The organism is Lacrimispora sp. (assembly GCF_046972725.1).
Lineage (GTDB): Bacteria > Bacillota > Clostridia > Lachnospirales > Lachnospiraceae > Lacrimispora.
In genome coordinates, this window is the sequence record NZ_JBKVXF010000001.1 from 1,593,606 (window position 1) to 1,618,627 (window position 25,022).

22 protein-coding genes are annotated in these 25,022 nt (G+C 45.5%); 3 read left to right on the plus strand and 19 right to left on the minus strand.

What is annotated here, in order from left to right; translation table 11 throughout:
* Positions 1 to 5 precede the first annotated feature (5 nt).
* From ACLTWA_RS07620 to modA, 17 genes are all read right to left on the minus strand, one after another.
* The gene (locus ACLTWA_RS07620; protein WP_412327017.1) at positions 6 to 617 is read right to left on the minus strand and encodes a Fe-only nitrogenase accessory AnfO family protein; all 612 of its coding nucleotides are present in this window, start codon (positions 615 to 617) and stop codon (positions 6 to 8) included.
* 18 nt (positions 618 to 635) lie between these two features.
* Entirely contained in the window at positions 636 to 926 is a 291-nt protein-coding gene (locus tag ACLTWA_RS07625) for a PqqD family protein (RefSeq protein WP_412327018.1), read from the minus strand.
* A gap of 1 nt (position 927) precedes the next feature.
* A complete protein-coding gene (locus tag ACLTWA_RS07630; protein ID WP_412327019.1) occupies positions 928 to 2,322 on the minus strand; it encodes a hypothetical protein in 1,395 nt (464 codons plus the stop codon).
* Positions 2,300 to 3,127: a homocitrate synthase gene (locus ACLTWA_RS07635; protein ID WP_412327020.1), complete on the minus strand. Its 828-nt coding sequence runs from the start codon at positions 3,125 to 3,127 to the stop codon at positions 2,300 to 2,302. The genes ACLTWA_RS07630 and ACLTWA_RS07635 overlap by 23 nt, the downstream gene beginning before the upstream one ends.
* Positions 3,102 to 4,085, minus strand: coding sequence for a hypothetical protein (locus ACLTWA_RS07640; RefSeq protein ID WP_412327021.1), 984 nt, complete (start codon positions 4,083 to 4,085; stop codon positions 3,102 to 3,104). Before ACLTWA_RS07640 ends, ACLTWA_RS07635 begins: the two co-directional genes overlap by 26 nt.
* Before the next feature lie 32 nt (positions 4,086 to 4,117).
* Positions 4,118 to 4,426 (minus strand): 2Fe-2S ferredoxin, encoded by a 309-nt coding sequence (locus ACLTWA_RS07645; RefSeq protein ID WP_412327022.1) that lies wholly within the window; start codon positions 4,424 to 4,426, stop codon positions 4,118 to 4,120.
* Between the two features lie 22 nt (positions 4,427 to 4,448).
* Positions 4,449 to 7,124, minus strand: a complete 2,676-nt coding sequence (locus tag ACLTWA_RS07650) for a nitrogenase component 1 (protein WP_412327023.1) — start codon at positions 7,122 to 7,124, stop codon at positions 4,449 to 4,451.
* Between the two features lie 18 nt (positions 7,125 to 7,142).
* Positions 7,143 to 8,498, minus strand: a complete 1,356-nt coding sequence (gene nifE, locus ACLTWA_RS07655; RefSeq protein WP_412327024.1) for a nitrogenase iron-molybdenum cofactor biosynthesis protein NifE — start codon at positions 8,496 to 8,498, stop codon at positions 7,143 to 7,145.
* 85 nt (positions 8,499 to 8,583) lie between these two features.
* A complete protein-coding gene (locus tag ACLTWA_RS07660; RefSeq protein ID WP_412327025.1) occupies positions 8,584 to 9,957 on the minus strand; it encodes a nitrogenase component 1 in 1,374 nt (457 codons plus the stop codon).
* A complete protein-coding gene (locus ACLTWA_RS07665) occupies positions 9,957 to 11,555 on the minus strand; it encodes a nitrogenase component I subunit alpha (RefSeq protein ID WP_412327026.1) in 1,599 nt (532 codons plus the stop codon). The genes ACLTWA_RS07660 and ACLTWA_RS07665 overlap by 1 nt, the downstream gene beginning before the upstream one ends.
* Positions 11,556 to 11,571: 16 nt before the next feature.
* Positions 11,572 to 11,955, minus strand: a complete 384-nt coding sequence (locus ACLTWA_RS07670; RefSeq protein ID WP_412327027.1) for a P-II family nitrogen regulator — start codon at positions 11,953 to 11,955, stop codon at positions 11,572 to 11,574.
* A 31-nt stretch (positions 11,956 to 11,986) separates the two neighbouring features.
* On the minus strand, positions 11,987 to 12,310 hold the full coding sequence (locus ACLTWA_RS07675; RefSeq protein ID WP_412327028.1) for a P-II family nitrogen regulator: 324 nt from the start codon (positions 12,308 to 12,310) through the stop codon (positions 11,987 to 11,989).
* A 25-nt stretch (positions 12,311 to 12,335) separates the two neighbouring features.
* Positions 12,336 to 13,160 (minus strand): nitrogenase iron protein, encoded by an 825-nt coding sequence (gene nifH, locus ACLTWA_RS07680; RefSeq protein ID WP_412327201.1) that lies wholly within the window; start codon positions 13,158 to 13,160, stop codon positions 12,336 to 12,338.
* Positions 13,161 to 13,427: 267 nt separating this feature from the next.
* Positions 13,428 to 13,637: a TOBE domain-containing protein gene (locus ACLTWA_RS07685; protein WP_412327029.1), complete on the minus strand. Its 210-nt coding sequence runs from the start codon at positions 13,635 to 13,637 to the stop codon at positions 13,428 to 13,430.
* A gap of 121 nt (positions 13,638 to 13,758) precedes the next feature.
* Positions 13,759 to 14,787, minus strand: a complete 1,029-nt coding sequence (locus tag ACLTWA_RS07690; RefSeq protein ID WP_412327030.1) for a sulfate/molybdate ABC transporter ATP-binding protein — start codon at positions 14,785 to 14,787, stop codon at positions 13,759 to 13,761.
* Between the two features lie 4 nt (positions 14,788 to 14,791).
* Entirely contained in the window at positions 14,792 to 15,487 is a 696-nt protein-coding gene (gene modB / locus ACLTWA_RS07695) for a molybdate ABC transporter permease subunit (RefSeq protein ID WP_412327031.1), read from the minus strand.
* A 27-nt stretch (positions 15,488 to 15,514) separates the two neighbouring features.
* Positions 15,515 to 16,399, minus strand: coding sequence for a molybdate ABC transporter substrate-binding protein (gene modA / locus ACLTWA_RS07700; RefSeq protein ID WP_412327032.1), 885 nt, complete (start codon positions 16,397 to 16,399; stop codon positions 15,515 to 15,517).
* Positions 16,400 to 16,673: 274 nt separating this feature from the next.
* Between modA and ACLTWA_RS07705 the strand changes: the two genes are divergently transcribed.
* The 3 genes from ACLTWA_RS07705 (at position 16,674) to ACLTWA_RS07715 (ending at position 19,916) form a co-directional block, all read left to right on the plus strand.
* On the plus strand, positions 16,674 to 17,654 hold the full coding sequence (locus tag ACLTWA_RS07705) for a substrate-binding domain-containing protein (RefSeq protein WP_412327033.1): 981 nt from the start codon (positions 16,674 to 16,676) through the stop codon (positions 17,652 to 17,654).
* 85 nt (positions 17,655 to 17,739) lie between these two features.
* A complete protein-coding gene (locus tag ACLTWA_RS07710) occupies positions 17,740 to 18,123 on the plus strand; it encodes a BlaI/MecI/CopY family transcriptional regulator (protein ID WP_412327034.1) in 384 nt (127 codons plus the stop codon).
* A gap of 2 nt (positions 18,124 to 18,125) precedes the next feature.
* Positions 18,126 to 19,916 (plus strand): BlaR1 family beta-lactam sensor/signal transducer, encoded by a 1,791-nt coding sequence (locus ACLTWA_RS07715; RefSeq protein ID WP_412327035.1) that lies wholly within the window; start codon positions 18,126 to 18,128, stop codon positions 19,914 to 19,916.
* Positions 19,917 to 19,966: 50 nt separating this feature from the next.
* Here the strand turns inward: ACLTWA_RS07715 and ACLTWA_RS07720 are convergent, their stop codons facing one another.
* Both ACLTWA_RS07720 and ACLTWA_RS07725 read right to left on the minus strand, forming a co-directional pair.
* Positions 19,967 to 22,084, minus strand: coding sequence for a penicillin-binding transpeptidase domain-containing protein (locus ACLTWA_RS07720; protein ID WP_412327036.1), 2,118 nt, complete (start codon positions 22,082 to 22,084; stop codon positions 19,967 to 19,969).
* 12 nt (positions 22,085 to 22,096) lie between these two features.
* The gene (locus ACLTWA_RS07725; RefSeq protein ID WP_412327037.1) at positions 22,097 to 24,961 is read right to left on the minus strand and encodes a penicillin-binding transpeptidase domain-containing protein; all 2,865 of its coding nucleotides are present in this window, start codon (positions 24,959 to 24,961) and stop codon (positions 22,097 to 22,099) included.
* Between the last annotated feature and the right edge of the window lie 61 nt (positions 24,962 to 25,022).

Genomic DNA, 25,022 nt, shown 5'->3' on the forward strand with positions numbered 1-25,022 from the left:
TCTTTCTAGCATTGTTTTTTGGTTATGGTTGCAAAAGTAACTCCATCGTTTAACTGAGCCTTTATTAAAAGGGTGGAGTCATGCTCCAGCCATGGGGGAATATGGGCACAGACCAAATGAAGCTCTAAAAAGGGAGTTTCCTTAAGAAAAGGGACAATTGCCTTTTTTGAGGATACCTCCGGACATTCCTTTTGTAAATCCAGCAGATTCAGATGGTAAATTCCGGGAGTGCTTGTCTGGACAGGCCGTGCACTGCGAATCATCTCTTCTTTCATTCTCTTTTTTTCATCGCTTTCTTCCAAATCTTCCATTACCCCCTGAAAGACTTCTTCTCCTGCTTCCTCTGTACAGAAAATACCGTATCCTTTCTTATTAAATACAGAAAAAGGGATTCCGGTTATCTCTTTGCAGAGTATGGCTTTTGCATCTTCTGCATACGCCGCAACATTTTCCGTCTGCTGCCTCAATTCCTTTACGGAACTTCCTGTTACAGGGGGAAAGCTGACGGTACGGACAAGATGCCATGTGTCAGCCTGTTTTTCATAGATATCCACCCTGTTACAGGAAAGAAACGGTTCCATGATCTGATCTTTGCTGAATACTGCTATTTTATCCATTGCTTCTGCCCCTTTCCTTTAGTCTTCTATCTCAATTACTTTTCCATGAATCAGCTTTGCAAGAAACTCTTCCAGTTCCAGCTGGGCATCTTCTTCATCTATATTTTTTTCCTCTGAAAGCAAAGCTGCCAGCTCTGTGACCCCGGCCCCCCGCTCCAGGCTGTTCCATAAAAAAATACAGGTTTCATTGACAGACGGCAGTCCGTCTAAGGAACCGTTCTGACTGTCCCTTTCATCAAAGATACAAAATTCCCCGCCAAGCTCCTTTAATACAAATCCAGGCTTTAGTCTTACATTCCTGATATTCATTTCAGCCCCTTAACCTTTCTACATCCACACCGTTTTTTATCAGTTCCATATCTTCCCTGTCGTAGCCCGTACTCACCATAACCGCCCCCGTTGTCAGCCACATCACCATCAGACCGCAGACCTTTTGAATCATTAAAACCAAAAGCCAGGCACTGATTTCCTCACTGCCCAGACTTTTGCGCATGACCTCTAAAAGAATTTTTTCTGACTCGTTTTGAAAAGAAAGGGAGCATAGGTCTTTGATTCTAAATACGCCGTAACGCTCTATGGTCTGGGCGTAGGCAACTGCATATTCCAACCTTCGTTTCTCTTCTCTGGACTGAGAAAGTGTATTTCCTCCGGCATAAATCACCGGTGCGGTTCCGTTTAGGGCAGCCAGCCGCTCTCTTAATTTCTGCTTATCGTAATAATTGGTTTCAGGATCATCAAGCCTTTGTTTTATGCCTGCCATACGGTTTTGGACCACATCCCGGCCGGCATCTGCGTCTATTACCGTATACTGTCCTTCCACGGTTAAGACTTTCGCTTTTCCAAGCATCTGAACCGGGAGTTCCTCTAATCCGCATGGGTAGACGCCGTCAAAAACCTTTGTACCGGTTAAGGCAGCCACATCTCCCATAATATCTTCTTTTCTCCGTCCCGCACCAGGTGCTTTTATTGCCCATACCCGGATACGGTCCTGTTTCACATTGGCAGACAGGAGGGACAGGGCCTCCCCTTCGATCTGATCTGCGAGAATGAACAGCTTTTGCTGTCCCAGTTTTTGAAGCAGGGGATAAAGCTCCCGAAAGGAGGAAAGGGTGCGGTTTATTACAAGCACCAGTACCTCTGCAAAGGTCCCGCATCCTCCCACTGCCAGAGGACTGTCAAGGCGCATCCCTCTGGTGATATCAAGCCTTGTGTCCGCATACATGGATTCTTTCACCACAAGTTCCCCGGCTTCGGTCCCGCAAAGAATCATTCGGGCAGTTTCAGGATTCCTGGTGATCTGCAGAATCAATTCTTCTTTTGACTGTCTGGAGGAATAGGAGCCTGCCTTAACGGCTGCTTCCAGTGCGTCTGCCGCGCGTTTTAATTCTTTTGCCAGAATAACCGGACTGATTCCGGAAGCCACATTTCGTTCACAGACAGAAAGTAAAGCGCCCATCATACGGGCTGTCTCCCTGGTTCCGCATCCGGCTGTCACATTGATCTCGTTTATGGCTGCACAGGCAAGGCGGATTCCCTGGTTAAAAAACAGGTCTTTTCCTTCCAGCTCCTTTGCCACCTCTGCGGCAGAAAAACTGTAAGCTCCATTTACTAAAATCCCGCCTTCCAGAGAGAGCACGCGGCAAAGACTCCGGATTCCTTCTGCCATCTTTCTTTTTCCATCTTCATATTTTATCTGACGGATCATCGGCTTTCCCTCCTGTCATTATGGATTTTAAAATATCTTCTGCTTTCTTAATATCCAGGCTGCTCACTCCAGAATCAAATTTCCGGTTTGCTCCATGAACAAATTCATAAAGGTTGCAGTTTCCTGCCCTTTCACCGATTCCCATTAAAGTACCGTCAACCATATCTGCGCCTGCAAGCGCCATGACCATGGAATTTGCAACTGCCATGCCAAAATCATTGTGTTCATGGACCTCCACCTGGATTCCGGTCTGCTTGATCTCCCGGATCATCTCCCATGCTCTCCTTGGAAATAATACGCCCACCGTATCCGCCAGCCTTATGCTTTCCACTCCCTGCTGGCGAATGAGCCGGATCAAAGAAATCAAAAATGCCACATCAGCTCTCGATGCATCCTCAAGCCCCACGGTTATTGGGATGTTATAATCCTTTGCCACCTGAATGCATTCCAGAAGTGTATTCTCAATCCACTTCTTATTTTTTCCGATCTTATTATAGATCTGAGCATAGGAGACGGGAGTTCCGATATGGATCAGATCCGGTTTCTGCCTGGCGGATTCCTCTACATTTTGGGCATTTAACCGGGACCACACAGATATTTTGGCCTGTTTTTTCAGCTTCATGATCTCACTGATGTAGTTAATCCCTTCCGTTCCGGTATCATAAATTCCAGCTTCAATTTCATAAACTCCGATACGGTCTAAACAAAGAGCCAGCCTGATCTTATCTGATGGAGAAAATACGACACCTGGACACTGCTCCCCGTCACGAAGGGTGGTATCAACAATCTTGATTCGTCTTTTCATATTTTTCACACTCGCTCATAATCGTTAAAAACTCTTCATCGGTTACTTCTCCGCCCTTTTTTATACTTTTTCGCTTCACCATTTCAAGCAGCTGTTCCACATCGTAGTTCTCTTTCCGTTGAAGCTGCTTTAACTTGTAGCGTATGGAGGTCCCTCCGGAATGCTTCCCCAAAACCACTTTTCTTGACGCTCCTACAAGCTCCGGGGGAAAGGATTCATAGTTTGAGGGCTTTTTTAATACACCATCCACATGAATGCCGGATTCAATATGAAATATTTTCCGGCCGATTACCGGAGTATGGGCTGGAATTTCAGAGTTTGTCATCTGTTCAAAAAGGTTTCTCAGTTCTGTCAGTTTTTCAAAGCTGTGGTTTGGTTTATACCGTTCCACCACCCGCATGGCCAAAATCACCTGTTCCGTGGCCGCCTTATTGCCGATTCCGGTAAATGTGGTCATTACCGTTCCGTTGTGATGATATTGTAAGTAATCAGCGGCAATGGCAGATGCACAGTAATAGGAATCCTCCGGATAAAGAATGGGGGAAACCCGCATAAGCAGCTTCATTCCCCGCTCATAAATATCCCGGCTTTCATAGAACAGCAAGTCATCGAGCCCCGTAAGCCTCAGTTTCTGATCCGGTTCCATGCCCTCCAGACCTTTTAATTCCGATACGTCATTGACCTGTATATTGCGTATACTCTTTCCCGTACCATCGCAAAAGGAAGACAGAAAATACGATATCCCCGGATATTTACTGCTCTCCCTTAAGTTGGGAAGCTCCATATAATAGATGATTTCCTCCGGTAATTCCCCGCTTAAGAGATGGTAAATCCTTGGTGATATAACAACACAGGAAACAGAGAGACTTTTTAACGTCCTGACAAAATCCAAAACCAGTTTCTTTGTCAGGGAATAATCATCAAGCATAGCAAGTGTGGCATCTATAATCTTCATCATAAAGCACCCCCTCTTTTTTTCATGCGGCCCTGTCAGATCATTAAATCCGCAACCGGTGTTCCTCCTTCAAAATGTTCATCAAATATCCGTTCCACATCGTCTTCTGTCACATTCCCGTACCAGACGCCTTCCGGGTATACCACCACCACAGGTCCCTTCTCGCAGATACCAAAACAGCCGGTATTATTAATGACCACCTCGCCGGATAATTCCCGGTCTTCGATCTCCTGCATAAAGGACTGGATCAAATCCACCCCGCCTTTCTGGTAGCACATTCCTTTCTGGGTTCCGTTTATTCTGCAGCTGGTGCAGATTAATACATGATATTTGGGCTGTACCATTTGACTCCTCCTCTTTCCCTCTTTACATAGCTGCTGCTGCCTTTTTTACCGCATCTTCAATCATGTCATACGTATTTACCGGTTTAATGCCAAGCTGTGCCAGCTTTTTCTTTGGCTCCATGCCGATCCGCATGGCAATGACACCATTGCAGCCGCTAAGTGCCTTTAACAGCAGTTCCATTTTATCTTCTTTCTCTCCGCAGTACTCTTCTCCGCTGCAATACTGCTCCACCTTGCGTTTTCCTGCGAAACGGACTTCTCCGTTCTTATAATCATACAGATAAAATTCCTTTGCATGACCGAAATGAGTATCAACGATCACACCGCTTTGAGATGCCACTGCAAACCGGTAGCTTTTGGAAACAGGCTCCGGCTCTTTGGGTTCTTCTGATAAAAATCCTTTCAATTCAATGGATTTATCATCCGTAAGAGTTCCTACCGCATCTGCCCGGCAGTGCTGGCAGTGATACATCTGAGGCATGATCTCCTCACACTGTTTTCTCAGTTCTGTCAGCTGTTTATTGGAAATGGGCTCCACAAGCTCAAATGCGCTTCCTTCCACAGGAATCATCTGCATGATGTTGGTAATAAAGCAGCCCATGTCTTTTACGGTCTTTACCACTTCCGGCACATGACTGTCATTGATCCCTTTGACCGTCACGATATTCACCTTTACCAGAACGCCGTTTGCAATCAATAGACGGATTCCGGCAAGCTGGTTTGCTACCATAATGGCCCCTGCCGCATCTCCCCGGTACTCTTTTCCCATGAACCGGATATACTGATACATCTGACCGCTGATATGAGGGTCCACCGCATTTAAGGTGACTGTTACATGGGATACGGAAAGACGGGCCAGTTCTTCCGCATACATGGGAAGTTTTAATCCATTGGTGGAAAGGCAGAAGGTCACATCCGGGTCCTGCTCTCTTATCATTTCAAAAACCGATTTGACGCTCTCCCAGTTTTCCAAAGCCTCTCCCGGTCCGGCAATGCCCACTACAGTCAAGTTTGGCAGCTTTTTTTTGACCAGAAGATACCGTTCCAGTGCTTCCTGCGGGGTCAGAATGGAGGAAGTGACTCCCGGACGGCTCTCATTGGGGCAATCGAACTTTCTGACACAGTAGCTGCACTGGACATTGCAGGCGGGGGCAACCGGAAGATGGATCCTGGCAAACTTGTGGCCTTTGCAGTTGTAGCAGGGATGTTCCAAGGTCTTACGTTTCATCACTTCTTCTTGTGTCTCTGTCATTTTTCGCTGTACGATTTTTTGTTCCTCTTTCTTCTGTTTTTCTCTTTTTTCTTCTTCAATCAGACTATTTTTATAATAGGTATCATAAAGAACCTCCCGAAAGGTGGTTTCTGTGGTATCAATCAGATGATTGGAAATTTCATCCATATACTCCATGGAACCGCCGTATCCAAGCATCCGTAACCGCTGGCCTCCCACATGGTCATGAATGGGAAATCCTCTGCGGACCAGGGGAAGCTTCAAATCCTCTGCGATTCTCCGCCCGTCGGAATTCCCAACCAGAATATTCGCCTGACAGGAGATGACCATGGCCTCAATATCTTTAAAGTCTGCTTTGTCAGCGATTTTAAAATCTTCTGACAGATACCGTTTTCCTAACTTTTCAATCTCCGGACCGGCTTTTTTTACAAGTTCCGGACAGGCGGACCCTGTTGCACACACCACCGGCATAATGCCGCATTCGCACATCATGCGCACCGTAGAATATACCTGATCCGGTTCTCCGAATACGGCGGCTCTTCCTGCAGAATTGTACTTGTGGGAATCGATCATGGCATCCAGATAACGCCCCCTTTCCTTCTTTAGCTCCTGGGGAATTTCTTTCCCGGAAATATCGGAAAGAGTTTTTAAAAAGATGTCCGTATCTCTTAATCCAACCGGCAGGGGGAGTCTGATATACGGAACGCCATAGGTATTCAATAAGTATTCCGCTACAGAATTCTTTCGCTCAAACCCGGTCAATTCCAGAGTCAGCTTTGCTCCTCCCATTTTTTTTAAATCGGCAATATCCGTTCCGTAATGAGGAAGGCGGTTATATTCCTTATCATGGACTCCATCCAGATTTTCGGATAGATCCGGCAGGAGAATGGCATTTATCCCAAAGAGACTTAACATCGTTTTTATATATCTGGTATCTGCCGGACTGATGGGAGCAGTCACAACATTTACCTGTGCGTGTTTCTCTCCGCTCATTTCTATAGTAGAAACAATTGCATAAAGTGCGGCAAAGTATCCCTCATACTGGCTTCCGCCGTATCCCGGCGACGGACAGGGAATCAGTGTAATATCGTGGTATTCCGGATTTTCCTCCAGAAATGTATCCAATATCCCCGGTACGTCCTCCCCGATGGTTTCAGCCAGACAGGTAGTCATCACTCCTATAATATCCGGATGATAAAGCTCAATCAGATTTTTTAAGCCCTTCTTTAAGTTGTCACTGCCGCCGTAAACCGTTCCCTGTTCCGTTAAGGAGGAGGAAGCAATGTCCACCGGTTCATTATAATGGGTTGCCATATGCCTTCGGATATAAGTTGCGCACCCCTGGGAGCCGTGGAGTATGGTCATGCAGTTCTTAAGGCCATAAAAAGCGGTGGCGCTTCCCATGGGCATGCACATTTTGCATGGATTGGTGTTTAAATTTACAAGAGGTTCTACCTTACTTTTCATCGTCATTCCGCCTTTCTGTCAGCCTGCATATTCCCATACCGGACTATTCATACTTTTATTGATCTCCATGGTAAAGTTATAAACACCCTCAAAACCAGCCAATGGATACTTTCTTTCGTGGTTATGATCGCAGAAGGCAATTCCCAATTTATAAGCCAGAGGTCTTTCCTTTACTCCTCCCACCAGGATATCCGCTCCTTTTTCCTTCATGAAGGTCTCAAGCTCCGCAGGGTTTGCATCATCAAGGATTATGGTATCCGGCTCCACCAGACTTTCTATGATTTCGTAATCTTCTTTTTTTCCTGTCTGTGTTCCAACTACCACGGTCTCAATTCCCATGGCCTTAAACTGACGGATCAGGGATATGGCTTTAAACCCTCCGCCCACATAGATGGCAGCCTTTTTGCCTTCCAGATTCCCCCGGTACCGGTCTAAAAATCCGGCCAGTTCTGCTTCCTTACGGGAACAAAATTCGATTGCCTTTGTTCTCGCCGCTTCGTCTCCAAGGGCTTCTGCCACACGGATCAAGGAAGCGGTGGTGTCTTCAATCCCAAAAAAGCTGACTTTAAGAAACGGGATTCCAAATTCTTCTTCCATACGGTTTGCCAGATAAGTGCTGGAACCTGCACACTGGACAATGTTTAAGGCTGCCTTGGGAGCTTCGATCATATCCTCATAACAGGTATCTCCCGTAAAACCGGAGATCACATCGATTCCCATTTCCTTCAGATAGTTTTTAATAATCCACATCTCTCCAGCCAGATTGAAATCACCTAATATATTGATGGCTTTTCTCTTTTGCTCACTTTTATATGGAAGAAGAACGCTCATAATGGCATCGCATGCCATACGGTATCCGGTGGATTTGTTACCGGAAAATCCCGGAGATTTGACTGGAATTACAGGTATGCCATACTGATCCGATTTCATTCTGCACAGCGCTTCCACATCATCACCGATGACCCCTACAATACAGGTGGCATAGATAAAAATCAGCTTTACATTCTCTTGCTTTTCCATCAGCTCATCGACAGCTGCTTCCAGTTTTTTTATTCCGCCGAAGATAATATCCGTTTCCTGTAAATCCGTAGAAAAGCTGTTCCGGTAAATGTCTTCTCCGCTGGTTAAGGACCCTCTGATATCCCAGGTATAACTGGAACAGCCGATGGGACCATGCACAATATGATATGCATCAGTGATCGGATTTAGGACAACCCTGGCTCCGCAATATACACAGGCTCTCTGAGACACGGAACCGGATACACTGTTGCTGTCGCAGCAGATTCCGCCTTTGGCACCGCTGCAGCTGTCTTTTATTACAATGGAACTCTTTCTGGCGTCCAGAATATTTCTGTTATTGTTTTCCGTTTCCATGACCATGCTCCTTTCAAACAGTACCCTGATAAAATACAACAACAGGGAGGGTGCGGCTCCCTCCCTGGTTCCCTGGTTTTCTGATTTACATAACTACATCAAAATCTTCATCTGCCGCATCCCTGTCTTTACGGTCCATCATCGCATCTACGATTTTCTCCACATACCGGATTCCTCCGGCGTATCCCACCGTTGCCTGTATCGGATTCCCATACCGGTCCAGTACCGGAAACCCCATTCGTACCATAGGAATATCCTCTGCCTTTGCAATCTGCTTTCCATAGCTTGAGCCCAGCAGCAGATCGACGGATTCGTTTTTGATCAGCTGGTGAAGATAGAATAAGTCCGTATCGGCTTTGACCACATATTCACTTTCATCCACTCCGTACTGATCCATCAGCGCTTTGATCTCCCGCTCCCACCGTTCTTTGGGGGTACCGGTAATGATGTATCTGGGACTCATTCCAAGCTCCAGACACAAAGCGGTAAAACCATATACAATATCCGGATCCCCATAAATGGCGACTTTCTTCTTATATACATACTGGTGCGCATCAAGCATCAAATCCACCAGTCTTCCCCGCTCGTCTTCCAGTTCCTTAGGAACCTCATTCTTTGTGAACTTCTGCAGTTCCAGAAGATACTGATCCGTCAGCTTTACTCCAACCGGAACCGGAATGTTGGAAAATGGAATCTTATATTCCTTTTTCATATACTCCGAAGGCTCCAGGGTGCAATAGGTTCCCATGGAAATCAGCTTTTCACAGTCTCCAAGCGAGCGGATATCCTCTGCAGACGTTCCCGCATGACTGTGGAAATATTCATTTTTGCCATCCATGGGGTGATCTAAAGTTCCGTCATGATCCGGGAAATAGATAAACTCTGCCCCCATCAATCTGGCAAGCCTTTTTAATTCCCGGTCATCGCCAGGATTGACCCAGCCGGGGAAAATGGCAACCTTTCCATTTGGCTCTCCCTGCTTTTTTGTCATATACTTCATGAATCCGATCATCATATTGGAAAAGCCCTGTATATGGGATCCTTCATAAGAAGGGGTGCTGGCAAACAAAACCGTCTTTCCTTCCGGAATCTCCATATCCATAATGTAAGAGTTTACATCGTCTCCGATGGTTTCTGAAAGGCAGGTGCTGTGAATGGCCATAATATCCGGATTGTAGATATCAAATACATTCTTCATTGCAGTGGTGATGTTACTGCGCCCTCCAAATACGGAAGCACCTTCCGTAAAGGAACTGCTGGAAGCAATGGCCGGTTCCTTAAAATGGCGGCTCAACACCGTTCTGTGATAGGAACAGCAGCCCTGGGAACCATGGGAATGAGGCATGCATTTTTCTGCACCAAGTGCACAGAACATGGCTCCTACCGGTTCACACGTCTTACAGGGATTGATGGTCATATGACGTTTTTCCATAATTTCTTTTGGGGTCAATTCAAGCATCAGCCTACACCTCCTAATGTTCCTTCAATCATGGGTGTGGTTTTCCACGGCGGCTTCACCAGCGCCCAGGCATTGGTATAAAGACTCATAACCACATCTCTTCCGAATATCACTGCTCCCCGAAAGCCTGCATAGGGTCCTGAATAATCGTAAGAATGCATCTGCCGTGACACCACTCCCCCATGCTGTATGGCATATTTATCCTTAATTCCGGAGAAGAATATATCCGGTTTGTATTCCTCAATGAGCTGGTCGGTCTCAAACATATTGTAGTCATCCACAACCATGTAACCTTTTTTCATATCTTTTATCATACCGTCATAGGTATCCAGCTCTATTCCTTCTTCCCGCATCTTTTTCATCTCTTCTTCGGAGTACCGGTCTTTATAGCCAGGCTCCCGTTCCACCGTGATCTCTTCGATATTTTTAGAGTCCGCATCTGCCTTGATCTGGGGGATGATATCCCGCCCCTCATAATCGTCCCGGTGGGCAAACTCATAGCCTGCAATGGTGGTTTCCATGCCAAAATCTCTTAAAAGCATCTGGTAATGATGGGACCTGGAACCTCCTACAAAGATACCGGCTGTCTTTCCTTTTAATTTGGACTTGTAATATTCCATGTCCTCGCTGATTTCTGCCAATTCTTCTGCGATCACTTCTTCGGTCCTGCGGATAAGCTCCGGATCGTTAAAATATTTTGCTATCATACGAAGAGATTTGCAGGTTCCCCCCACTCCGATAAAATTCACTTTTATCCAGTCTATGCCGTATTTTGTCTTCATCATTTCTGCTATGTAATTAATAGACCGGTGGCACATGACAAGATTCAAATCCGCCAGATGGGAATTCTTAACGGTCTCATAAGAGCCGTCACCGGTAAATACAGAAACCACTTCATAACCGATCTTCTTTAAAATCCGTTCCTGTTCCCAGCCGTCACCGCCAATATTATACTCGCCCAGTAAATTGACACTGTATTTGCCTTTTGGTGCTTCTTCCCCTTTTCCAATGACATAGCGCATCAGACCATTATTTGCAATATGGTGTCCTGCCGACTGGGATACTCCCTTATAGCCTTCGCAGGAATAGCCAATTGCCGTAATTCCGTATTTTTCTTCTACCCGTCTTGCTACCGCCTGTACATCGTCGCCAATAAGACCAATGGGACAGGTGGAGCAGATGAATATACATTTGGGATTAAAAAGCCGCATGATCTCATCGATTCCTTCTTCCAGCTTTTTTTCTCCTCCGAATACGATATCCGGTGCCCTCATATCGGTACAGAAGGAATACGGAACAAAATTAGGTTCTCCCTCATAGGAAGGCTTTGCCTTGTTTCTTCTCGTTCCCCATGTATAAAATGCACAGCCGATGGGACCGTGGGTAATGACCACGGAATCTTTCATAGGACCGATTACAACGCCTTTGCAGCCCGCGTAGCAGCAGCCTCTGGCGGTTACGATTCCCGGTATTGCTCTGGTATTGGCAGCGATCTCATCCGGTTTGTCTGCAAATTCCAGCTGTGTAATATGACTTTTTCTGTTTTTAAATACTCTGGATGAATACTTATCCAGTAATAAATCTCTCTCTTTTGCCATAGCCTTCACCTCCCCGTCAATAAGCATCCATGGTGTGTTCTCCGCTTCTGACGGTATAAGCTTCAAAAATTGGAAGCACAAATATTTTCCCGTCGCCCGGATTTCCCGTCTGGTTTGCTTTTATCAAAATATCTACTACGTCTTTTACCTGTTCATCATCCACAATCAGAGTCAGCATCCGTTTTGGTATCCACCGGAAGGATTCTGTCAAATGCTCTCCCTGGGGAGTCATGGGCAGTTCTCCGCTCTCCATGACCAGAGTAAGCAGTTCCGGATCGATCCGTTTTTTTCCTCTGCCCAGCACCGATCTGCAGGTAAAGGCAGGAAACCCGCCTTCTGCCAAGGCCTTTTTTGTGGGATTGATTTTATTGACACGGATAAATGCCATTACTTCTTTCATAATAATCATTCCTTTCTTTCAAAAGCCTTTTTTAAAGTCCCTTCTTTCCGGTGCTGATGGTATACGCTTCTTCCATGGGAGATATAAAGATACGTCCGTCTCCGTAATTGCCTTCTCCGGTTTTGGCTGTTCTTAATATCACCTTTACCAAATCGTCTTTGTCCTCATCATTGCAGAAAAACAGAAGCATTTCTTTTGGAATCTCGTCGTAATGAATCTCTCCTACTGTAATTCCTTTTTGTTTACCACGTCCATACACATCCATCTTAGTCACTGCCTGAAACCCTGCTTCGGCAGCCTCCTTCATAACATAATCCGCCTTTTCCGGACGAATGATTGCTCTCACCAAAATCATACCTTCTTCCCCTTTCTTTTCTCTGTTAATCCATAACTCCGTACTGCATAAGGATCTCTTCCAACTCATCAATCTTCATAGGATTTGGAATTACGAACATTTCGTTGCCATCCACTTTTCTTGCCAGCGTCCGGTACTCATCTGCCTGAGTCTCTTCCGGTGAAAAGTCGATAACGGTTCTTTTTCTGATCTCCGCTCTCTGTACTGCATTGTCCCTGGGAACGAAATGAATCATCTGAGTTCCGATTTTTGCCGCTACGGCTTCCACCAGATCCTGTTCTTTATCTACTTTTCTGGAATTGCAGATCAGCCCCCCAAGTCTTACGCCTCCGGTCTTTGCATATTTGGAGATTCCCTTGGAAATATTATTTGCCGCATACAATGCCATCATTTCACCGGAACATACGATATAAATCTCCTGGGCTTTTCCTTCTCTGATCGGCATTGCGAACCCTCCGCAGACAACGTCGCCCAATACATCATAAAAAACGTAATCCAGATCATCGGTGTAAGCACCAAGCTGCTCCAGCAAGTTAATGGAAGTAATGATTCCTCTTCCTGCACAGCCAACTCCTGGCTCCGGTCCGCCGGATTCCACGCCTTTGATTCCGGCATACCCTTCTTTCATAACAGCCTCCAGCTCAATGTCATCGCCTTCATCGCGAAGAGTATCAAGAACCGTCTTCTGTGCCAGACCTCCAAGAACCAGCCTGGTAGAATCTGCTTTGGGATCGCATCCTACAATCATAATGTGCTTGCCCATTTCCGCAAGACCTGCTGTCAGATTCTGGGTTGTTGTAGATTTACCGATACCGCCTTTTCCATAAATTGCAACCTGTCTCATACCAATTCCTCCTTACATGAAAAAAGAGGCAGAAGGCGGATACATTGGGTATCCTGCCATTCCACCTCTTCGTGAATAGAAAATGAAAAATTACTAAGTTTCGTCGACCACTTAGGTTGCTATAACTATATCTGTTTTGATTCCTGAATTCAATACAGCACTATATACAAATGCGAGCCGCAATTTTTTTATCATTCTATACAAATGTTACTTTCTGTTCCGTAAAATCAGAAAAAAGAGCTGGATTTCCAGCTCCTTCTTTTGCATTTCCGTTTAGTTTACTCCCACCATTACGGAAGTTGCTTTTATTATGGCATACGCATCTTTTCCCACTTCCAGTCCTAAGTCTTCCACTGCCGCCAGGGAAACCGTAGCAGTAATGATGTTACCGCCTCCCACGTCCAAAGTCACCATGGCATTTACTGCTCCCGATTCTATTCCCACTACTTTTCCTTTTAACTGGTTTCTTGCACTAAGCCTCATATGTATTGTCTCCTCCAATTCTTTTTTCTTAAATTCTGCAGGCAGATTGTAAAACTTCTTTTGACATATGATAATCACTTTTCCATCAGTTGTCAATCTATTTAAATAAATACTAATAAAATTAAGATAAAAGCAGTATTTCTTTTTTAGGAAACTGTATAAATAATGGAATACACTCCTTTTTATCCTGAACCATCAAGATTCTGCTTAAAGATTCCTCTTCTGCATTCTGGAACAAGATCTGCCGTTCAAAAGGCATGTCCGTCACTTCCCACAACCGGATCTTCATTACATTTTCCCCCGGCTGGTCTGCCGGAATCAGATTATGGGCCCTGATTCCCACGTAGCCGATGGAATCTTCGATCTTTTTTTCTGTTCTCAGCTTTATTTTCCAGTCCTTCGCATAGAGTTCAAAATCACTGATCCGTTCAATAGCGGAAATATTCTTGCAGCCGGTCAGCTTCGCCGCCTCCATTTTTTCCGGTTTCTTAAAGATGTCCCTGGTACTTCCGTTTAACAGGCTCTTTCCCTCGGCGATCACCACCATATGGTCACAGAATTTATATATTTCGTCTCTGGAATGGGAGACCATCAGCACATCTTTGCCAAATTCCCTGATAAATGCAAGCATATCGGTTTGCAGGGCATCCTTTAAAAAACCATCCAGAGCGGAAAAAGGCTCATCAAGCAGTATTACCTCCGGCGCGCATAGCAGCATGCGGGCCAGGGCCACCCGCTGCTGCTGACCTCCTGAAAGCTGGGAGGGAATCCTTTTTTCCAAACCGGTAAGCTGAAACCGCCTTAACATATCTTCCACCAAAGAGTGCTTGTTTTTAGTCTTTCCCGGAATCACGATCCCTAAGTTTTCTTCCACGGTCATCGTGGGAAACAATGCATAATTCTGAAATAAATATCCCACATGGCGCTCCCTGGGCGGCAGGTTGATTTTTTTTTCAGAATCAAAAAGCACCTTGCCGTTTAACACGATTCTGCCCTCATCCGGCTTTTCAATTCCTGCCACGCATTTTAACGTCATACTTTTTCCGCATCCGGATGCCCCAAGAATTCCCATACACCCGCCATCCGTCTCAAATTCCACATTCAATTGAAAACCGGAAAACTTCTTATTGATCTTTACCTGCAATGCCATATGATCACCACCCGTTATAATACCTGCCGCTTTTTCCAGATACCAGATTAATAAACGCCACCATAAAAAATGACAGAATAACGATTACGCATACCCAAAATCCAGCAATCTCCCAGTTTCCTGCCGCCACCTCCGTCGCAATTGCTACAGATACAGTCCTTGTCTTCCCCAGAATATTGCCTGCCAGCATCGTCGTTGCCCCATATTCTCCAATCGCCCTTGCAAAGGCCAGCACCGTACCTGAAGCCAGCCCCGGAGCCGCAATGGGAACAATAATCTTCCAGAAAATTTTCCGTTCGGACAGTCCCAGTGTTCTTCCGGCATGAATCATGGTTACATCTACCTGTTCAAATGCTGCCCTTGCATTCCGGTACATCAGAGGAAAGGCAATCACAAATGCTGCAATTACGCAGCCAGGCCAAGTCTGCACCATCTTGATATTATATTGTTCAAACAGAAATGAACCAAAGGGTCTGCGAAGGCTGAATATCAGAAGCAAAAAGAAACCTGCTACCGTTGGAGGAAGAACTAAGGGAAGTGTCAGGATTCCATCCACAATGGATTTGGCCGTATGATTCAGCTTCATAATAAACCTTGCAGCCACAATCCCCATAAAAAAGGTCAGCACGGTTGCTAAAATTCCCGTCTTAAGAGAAAGAAAAAGGGGACTGAAATCTATGGTTTTTATAAGCTCTGACAAGGCCTTCACCTCCTTTCTTCAACCGCTTTACTCTGTATACATTTCAAAACCTGCATCCGTAAACAATTTTTTAACAGTTTCATCTCCGGTCAGATATTCTACAAAATCTGCTGCTGCTTTCTTTTCCTCTTCCGAGGCTTCCTTGTCCTCAATAAGTCCCACCGGATAAATGGCCGGATCGATCAGGCTTTTGTCAGCTTTTGCGATGATCTCTACTTTATCCGCCATGGAGGCCGCATCAGTGGCATACACGATCCCCACTTCATTGCTCCCCTCTGCCACGGCTGTCAAAACTGCAGTCACATTGGCTCCTTCATTGATTTCCATCTTCATGACGGAATCAAGGATTCCCATATTGGTAAACATCTTTCTGGCATACTGCCCCACCGGCACATCCTCTCCTGCAAGAGCCAGATTGGCTGCCTGCGTAATATTGTCAAATCCGGTTACCGGGGTTTTTCCGCCCTTTGGCTTAATAAGTACCACCTGATTCACCAAAAGGTTATGTACCGATCCGTCCGTCACATATCCGCCTTCCTTTAACTCATCCATCTGCTTGGTGGCTGCTGAAAAGAAAACATCACACCGGGCACCTTCTTCGATCTGGGTTTTCAGGGTTCCGGAGCTGTCCGCATTATAAATGACCGTTACCCCTGGATGCTGCTTTTCATAGTTTTCCTTTACGCTTTCCATGGTGTTTTTTAAACTGGCCGCAATAAAAACATAAAGATCGACCGGTTCTGCCGCAGATACTGTTGTCTCTTCCTTTGATGCTGTTGTCTCCTGTCCTGATGTAGTGGTTTCTTTTGAAGCCGCTTCCGTACTTTTTGAAGCTGCAGCACTGCATCCCGCTGCCTGACACACGGCCAATGCCGTCAACACCATTGCTAGTAACTTCTTTCCTCGTCTCATCACGTTTCCTCCTGATAATTATATTTGAATAACATGGTAAAATGTTGTTCATTCTAATAGTGTCTTGTTGTGTTTCGTTACGTTTCGTTTATTTTAGACGAATTCTATTTGTAAATCAATGTTGAGATATTCATAATATATTTGTTAAATATCAGATATTTTTTATGTATTTAGCATAGTATTTTGTCTGCATGTCATTTCATTGACAATACACAAAAATATGATATAACTATTAATAAATGGAGAAAAACAAGAGAGATGATGAGGTTATTGTATGGATAAAATATTTACACCACAGGAAGTCGCAGATCGGCTTAAGATAAAAAAGGCAACTGTATATGAATTAATTAAGCGAGGAGAGTTAAATGCTACAAAAATAGGAAGACAAATACGCATCAGCCAGGAACAGCTTGATCAGTATTTAAGGATTTCTCCTGAAACAGTCCCGGCAGCTTCTGCAAAAAGCCAGCCAGCGATTCCATCCGGCGATATTCCCCGTTTTACCGCAGCCTCTGCCATCCGGCAGACCGATTATCTGTTAAACACAAGCGGACTGATTATAAGCAGCCAGGAATCCAGAGTTGTGGAACTTCTTAGAAGCCAGTTGGATAACAATCCCAAAAGCCTTCCCATGCTTCATTCCTATATGAATGAATATAACAGCTTATACTCTCTTTATTATGAAAAGACCCACATGGCTCTCACCTGTTTTCACTCTGATAAAAAAGAACAGAGCCTCAATCAGATCAAAAATCTTATGCCGGGAAAGGAGCTGGCGGTTCTTTCTGTATGCAGGTTATCCTGCGGCCTATATGTAAAAAAGGGCAATCCGTTAAACATTTGCTCCATAAAAGATCTTCTCCGGCCGGATGTCCGTTTTTCAAACAGGGAATTAGGCAGCGGTTACCGGATGTTTCTGGATTCTTACCTTCTGGAGAATAAGCTTTCAAAGAATGCCATCAACGGCTATCAAAAGGATTGCCTTTCCCATATGTCTGCCGCAAATGCAGTGGCCTCCGATTTTGCAGATGCAAGCATAGGGGATATCTCCCAGCTTATCTCCTTTCCTCAGCTGGAAGCTGTCCCCCTTGCTTTTTTCTCTATGGATCTGGTTTTCCTGAAATCAGATTTACACCGCTCAGCGTTCCAGTCCCTTCTTGAAGCCGTCCGCAGCAGAGCATTCAAAAACAGTCTTCTGCCGTTTAGCAGCTATCATACTCAGGATACGGGACACTGCACTCTCGTAAACGGCTAAGGCAATGGTTGTAAATACTATTGACATACCGCTTTCTCCCTTTGTATAATGTATGTATTACAAGTGTAAGAATAGGAGAATCTCTATGAAACATCTGCCGCAGATTTCCGAAGCTGAGTATGAAGTGATGAAAGTGCTGTGGAAATATGCCCCGATCAGTACCAATGAAGTGACCGAAAAACTTTCAAGGACAAGTGACTGGAGCCCAAAAACCGTACACACCCTGTTAAAGAGACTGGTATTAAAAGAGGCCATTACTTACCGGAAAGAGAGCCGTGTTTTCGTATATACGCCTCTGGTAAAAGAACAGGAATATTTAAAAAATGCCAATGACCATTTTTTAAACCGGTTCTATAACGGCAAGATTTCCAGCATGGTTACGAATTATATCAACAGCGAACACATGACTTCCGAAGATTTGGAAGAGCTTCGCAGGCTCCTCTTGAACGAACACAGGGAGGATCACTGAAGATGCTTCACGTTCTTATGGTACGCCTTATATTAAACAGCCTGGCTCTTCCCTTTCTGTTTCTTGGCATCCTTGGCATAAAGAAATTTTTGGGGCCTCATCTGACCAAAAGAATTCAATACAATCTCTGGTTTCTTTTTTTGTTTTCTCTGGCAGTTCCATTTTTGCCATATTTCCTTATCTGCACCAAAGCAGGTACTGCACTCCTTCATATGTTTTCCAGTCTCCTGCCTCAGACACCGGCGGTTTCTCCAACGGCTGCACATGCTGCTTCTGTATCCCGGAGTAATCTTTTTGCGGATTTTTCTGTTTCTGTAAGCCGGAGAACCTCTTTTGCCTTTCCGCCCTTTTTTATAAACCTCTGGATGGCCGGTATGGTTTTTATGACAGGGATTACCCTGTTTACGAATCATAAGCTTAAGCAGTTAAAGAATTCCTCTCTTCTTCTTCAAAATAAAAAAATCCAGGTTTTGTTTGAAGCCTGCTTAAAGGAATCAGGCATTAAAAAGGAGATTCCCATATACAGCAGTGCCTATGTGAAATCGCCCATTGCCATGGGTTTTTTAAAGCCTGTGATAATCGTACCCATTCACATCCTTTCAGAAATGACGGAAAAAGACATCCGGTATATCCTCCTTCACGAACTTTCCCATTGCAAGCATAAGGATCTTTTAGTGAACCGGCTGATGGCTTTCGCCCAGATCGTTTACTGGTTTCATCCGGTGGTATGGCTGGCTTTTTATGAGATGCAAAATGACCGGGAAATTGCCTGTGATTCATCCGTCCTTGCCATGCTTACGCCGGACACTTATCTGGATTACGGGAATACCCTGATCAATTTTGCCGAAAGGCTGTCCCGCTTCCCCTATTCCGTTGCCGGAATCAGCGGATCAAAAAAAGAGATCCGCAAACGGATCATAAGCATTGCAGGGTTCCATATGGATACCCGATGGTGTAAGCAGAAAAGCCGCATGGTATTTGCCGTGACAGCAGTTTTCGTAGTCATACTTATGCCCGCCATTTCTGCCATGGCATCTCCCCCGGAAAACCATGAATTCAACGCCGGCCAGGTGAATCAACTGGATGTTGAATCCTGGTTCTGCGGTTTAAGGGGCAGCTTTGTCCTTTATGGATTAAACTCGGGACAATACTCCATTTACAACGAGGAGGAAGGAATTAAAAGGATTTCTCCCGATTCCACCTATAAGATATACAGCGCTCTTACTGCACTTGAATGCGGTGTCATTGCCCCGGATTCCTCCGCCATGAGCTGGAATGGAACCCACTATCTGTTTGAAGCCTGGAACCGAAACCAGAATTTAAACAGCGCCATGAGCCATTCCGTCAACTGGTATTTTACCGCCCTTGATGAAAAGACCGGATTATTGTCTTTGAATAAATATTTCCGCAAGATCGGGTATGGCAATTCCGATTTATCCGGAGGGCTGGGCCGTTACTGGGCGGAATCTTCCTTAAAGATATCACCGGTGGAACAGGTAGAACTGCTGGCCCGCTTTTGTCTGGGGGACTTGCCCTTTGATCAGGAGAATGTTAAAGCCGTTAAAGATTCCCTGTTTGTCTCTTCTTCCGGCGGCTCCACCCTTTACGGAAAGACCGGGACCGGTAAGATAGATGGTCAGAATGTAAACGGATGGTTTGTGGGATTTGTAGAATCCCCGGAAGAAACCTATATATTCGCAACCAATATTCAGGATCAGACTTCTGCCAACGGAAGCACCGCTGCAAAGATCACCCTGGATATTCTTGATAACCGGAATATTTATAAAAAATAGCAAAAAAAGCTGCCGCAGCGGGAAAAACTCCCGGCTGTGACAGCCTTTCTTTATTGTACGGGTGGAAAATAGGCATTTAAAATCTCCTTATCTTTTCTTACCACATATCCGCTCCCGCCGCGGTTTTTTACATCCTCCACCATGCTCACCAACAAAATAGGCTTTTCCAGATTGGGGTCCGTGGTGAAAACATTGAACCAGCCAAGCTCTGTTCCCGTAGTGTCGTCTTTGGAGGCTTTGATTTCAGCAGTTCCGGTCTTTCCTGCCAGGGTAATATCGCTGCGGCTAATGGCATGGCCGGTTCCGTGTTCGGAACTGACCACTTTTATCAGGTCTGATTTGACCAGCTCCGCAATCTCCGGGGTGGTGGCGTTGTTCAGCCATATTTCCGGGGCAGGAGTTTCCTTGTACAGAAGATACGGTTTTATTACGTTCCCCTTATTGGGAAACATGGTATATAAAGAAGCAAGATGCACAGGATTTACCAGCACCTGTCCCTGTCCATATCCGCTGTCGGCAAGCTGGACCTCTGACTCAATCCGTTCCCCGTTGGAATACTGGGATTTTGCAAGGGCTATTTCAAATGGTATCTGCTGTCCGAATCCAAGTTTATCAAGCCCAGCCATAAAATCATTGGATCCAATCTTCAAGGCGGCTTTTGCAAAATAAATGTTATTGGAATAGATAAACGCATTTTCCAGATTCAGAGGACTGCTGTCATGAAGGGTCGTCACATAGTAATTGCCCCAGCTTTCATCTTTTCTCCAGCTTAAGCTGCCGCTTCCGTAATCTTCCCCCGGATCAATGGCACCGGTGGCAAGACCAAGAACCGCAGTTATGGGCTTAAAGGAAGATCCCGGCGCAAACTTTTGGCGGAACCGGTTGAACATGGGCTTCCGTTCATCGGTATTCAGGGCATTCCAGGTCTCGTTCGACATTCCCAGAATAAAGTCATTATCATCGTAAGAGGGCGTACTTACAAGAGCAAGAATCTCTCCGGTATATGGATTCATTGCCACCGTACAGCTTTTATCCTCCTGAAAGGCATTATATATGGCGTCCTGAAGCGTGCTGTCAATGGTAAGAGTAATATCCTTTCCGTCGATCCTTGACTTTGCAGCCAGAACCTTTTTCACATTTCCACCGGAATCGACGATGGAAACGGTCCGGCCATTGGTTCCTTTCAGTTCCTTTTCATACAGCGCTTCCATTCCGCTTCTGCCGATCACGCTGTCGGTCAAATAGTCCTCTCCCTCATGCTCTTTGATATCTTCTGCGGTCACATTCTGAACATATCCCACCAGATGGGCACCGCTTGCTCCCATTGGATAAAAGCGGACCTGGGTATCTGCTATGAGGACACCGGGTATGGCAAGCAGCTGATCCTGAAACTCTTTGTTTTTTACGTTGTCTTCTCTTGGCTGAGAGGCTTTTAAATTGATCTCATCCACTTTTTTTATGTTTTTTAAGGGGACAAAAGAATCCTCCTTCACCCATTTTGCCGACAGCTTTTTCTGTATGTTATCTGCTGATATTCCCAAAAGGGCTGACAGGGCTTCCACATCTCCGGCAGAATCCACGTTCATTTTCCCCGGTACAAGTCCTACCGAGGAAGCCGTTCCTTTTCCTGCAAGAACCAGACCGTTCCGGTCAAAGATACTGCCTCTTACCGCCTTGTCCGTAGATATCCTCACCTTATCGTTCCGGTCCAGCTCCGGGAAGATCAGGCGGTCACTCCACACCAGTTTATATCCCTTTTTTCCCTCTTTCAGGAACTGAACCTTATTTTTAAAATTGATTTCTCCGGCAATGGTCTGCATTCCGGCATCATAGCTCAGCGTAACTGTTTTATCCGCCTGCTCCTGGCTGTTGACCTGTACCTTGATCTTAGATGCCTCCAGCCCTTCGTAAATGTTTTTGTTTCTGGCGATAAAATCTTCCTCGCTGATATTGATCCGGCTCTGTTCTGAGAGCATTCCGTACATGGACCCATAATCCCGGTTATTAAGACTTTCCATGTATTTCATAAATAAAGTCTCCGGTTTTACTCTTGTTGCTGCAAGCCGTTCCCTGATTTGAAAGAACAGGAATGCTCCAGCCAGCCCTGCAAGCAGTATCAGCAGGAAAATCAGGGTACGAAACAGAAATCTCTTTTTTCTACGATTCATGGTTCCCTCCTGTTAATCGGTCCGCAGATTGTTGGATACGTTGGAAGCGGTGTTTGTAATAATTGCCGCCGGATCCTTCAACTGGAAATAGTAATCAAATATTCCTTTTCCCACTCCTACTACATTTCCGGAACTGTAGCCGTTGGCGATCCGAACCGTAACTGCGATCTGGGGATTCTCAAAAGGGGCATACCCGATAAAAAGTCCATGATTCGGCTTATTCTTTGCTTCCTCTGCGGTTCCGGTTTTTCCCGCCGCACTGATTTTTAAATCCTTTAATGTGGCGTTTGAGGTAGCCAGTTCATTCATGCCCTTTGCAACTTCCGCCCAGACATAATCCGGAAGCTGGGCCGTGCTATCCAACACAGGCTGAAAGGATTTCAGCACTGTGCCGTCAGAATCTGTGATCTTGCTGACCAGAGACAGATCATAGCTTTTTCCGTGGTTTGCCAGTGTTGACGTATATCTGGCAAGCTGGGTGGTGGTATAGTTATGAGTTCCCTGTCCAATGGAGGAAGGAATCGCAAACTGATCGGTCACATGAGGCTCTGCCTCTCCGATTTCAATTCCTGTCTTTTTATTAAGATCCAGCAAATCTGCATATTTTTGAAGCTTCTTTAACCCGCTTGCTTCAGAAAATGTCCCATCCGCTTCCGTACCCAGGCGGTAGGTAATCTCAGACAGATAAACGTTACAGGAATTTTTAAGGGCATCTGCCGGGGAAGTGATAAGGCCGTGTCCGGTCCTCTTCCAGCACCGCAGCGCCGGTTCCACTTTATCAAAGGAACCGGTACATATTACACTGGTGTCCGTCTGTATGACACCTTCATTCAGCCCGGCGATGACCGTAACCGGTTTAAAGGTGGAACCAGGAGCCGTCAGCTGGCTGGTGGCCCGGTTAAATAAAGGAAGAGACAGATCATTGAACAGCCGGTTGTAATAATCTGCATCCATCTGATTGGCCAGCCGGTTATTGTCATATCCCGGATAGCTTACGCATGCCAGCACTTCCCCATCCTGTGGATTTACGATGACTGCTGAGCCGGAACAGGGGTTCAATGCCAGCTGAGCCGGAGTGATCTCCAGATTCTTTATCTTTTTCTGCATAAATGCCCAGGCGCTTAACTGTCCGCTCTGTAAAAGAGCACGGTCCGGATCATCATTTGATAAGATTCCCTGCTCATAGAGAAGATTTTCAATGGTCTCTCCGCTTAAGGAGCCTTCGCCTATCATTGCTTCATAAATCTTTAAATCAAAATCCCGGTTTTCTTTTAGGTCTGCCAAAAGCTTCTCTTCTACCAGAAGCTCCTCTTCTTCAATAGCCACATAGGTTTCACTGATTTCAATCTGGCTTAGATCAACCATTCCGTTGGCAATGCAGTCCGTCAAGTATTGCCGGAAGCTTTTATTTTTCCAGTCGGGAGTACCGGCATCCGAAGCAATCAGTTTGCTTTTTCTCGTCTCGTTCACCAGATAATCCAAATATTCCTTCATCTCACTGCTTAAATTGTCATACGCAGTGCCCGATGCTTCAAAGGAGGCCGCCAGCTGGGAAAATACACTCTCTTTCTTACCGGAAAAGCTTGCATAGACTGATTTTTCCAGGTCTGTTGCCTTATCGTCCTTTAATCTTTCCGTGTCAATCACATGATTCTTCAGCAGGGCAAAATAGACTTCATCAGAGGAAATGCGGATCTGTGCGGCGGTTTCTGCCTTGGGCATCTCGGACTTCTTGCTGTCCACCATATTGGCAAGAAGAATTCCGGCGATCTGCTGTTCCAGCATCTGATAGACCGCATCCTGTAAATCCTTATCGATGGTTAAGTAAACATCCTTTCCGGTCTGGGGCGCCTTTGTAATGACCGGCTCCGTCTTCTTGTTCCCCACTACATCCGTGTAGAACTGTTCCGTCCCATCCTCTCCCCTCAGCCAGTTCTCCATAGATTTTTCTATACCGCTTTTTCCTATGACGGACTGGTTGGTGTATATGGCTGCTCCCTGGTTGGCAGACTCCAGTTCATCTGCGGATATGCCGCCGGTATACCCTAATATGGAAGATAAACTTTCTCCTCCTTCATAGGTCCTGATGCTGCTCTCCTGGATGTCAGACCCCGGCAGTGACGACTTGTTCTCAAGCACGGCTGCCATCGTTTCATCGGATACATCGGAGGCCACCAGATAGGGCAGATATTTGCGGTATGAATTTAAGGAAAGACCATAACGGATATTGGCAATCTGCAAAATCTCCTTAGGCGTAAGGGACTGGGGAAGCCCGTACTTCTCCTGTTCTTCTTTGGAATACATCTGATCGATCATGAACTTTTTGTTTCCGGTCATTTTTTTCATGAGATCATCTGCAGTCTCCGCTTTTTCTTCTTCCGTCAGCTCTGAAACGTCAGCTTTTCCGTAAAAATCCGCAATAAAACGGCTGAGCTTCCACCCCTCTGCAGTAAATTCATAGTTCCCGTCTTCATCTACTTTAATCGGAAGTGTCACATTTAATTTGTCCTCTTCGTGAACCATCTGAATCAGGCGGTATGCGATCCCGTTTAAAGATCTCTGCCGTTCCTTTGTGGTTTTATAATTCATGGAGTCTTCCAGTGTAATATCGTAGGACAACCGGTTGGATGCAAGTAATTTTCCGTTCCGGTCATAAATGTTTCCCCTGCTGCCGGAAAGTCTTTGTGTTTTTACAATAGAGCTCATAAATGCTTCCTGATTGGTGGCGCCTTCCAAAATCTGAAGACGGTACAGGCGGAATATGAGTACAGCAAAAAGGAATCCAAAGAACAAGCCTAAAACAGCCAGTCTCGGAATCCGGTCCAGAAAAAAATCATCCGGAAAGTTTCTCTCTTTAAATAATCTATGTTTACGCACCGTGGTTCTCCTTTAATCTTACGTTTGTAGTATTTAACTGATGAAAAACAGGGGTTATCTG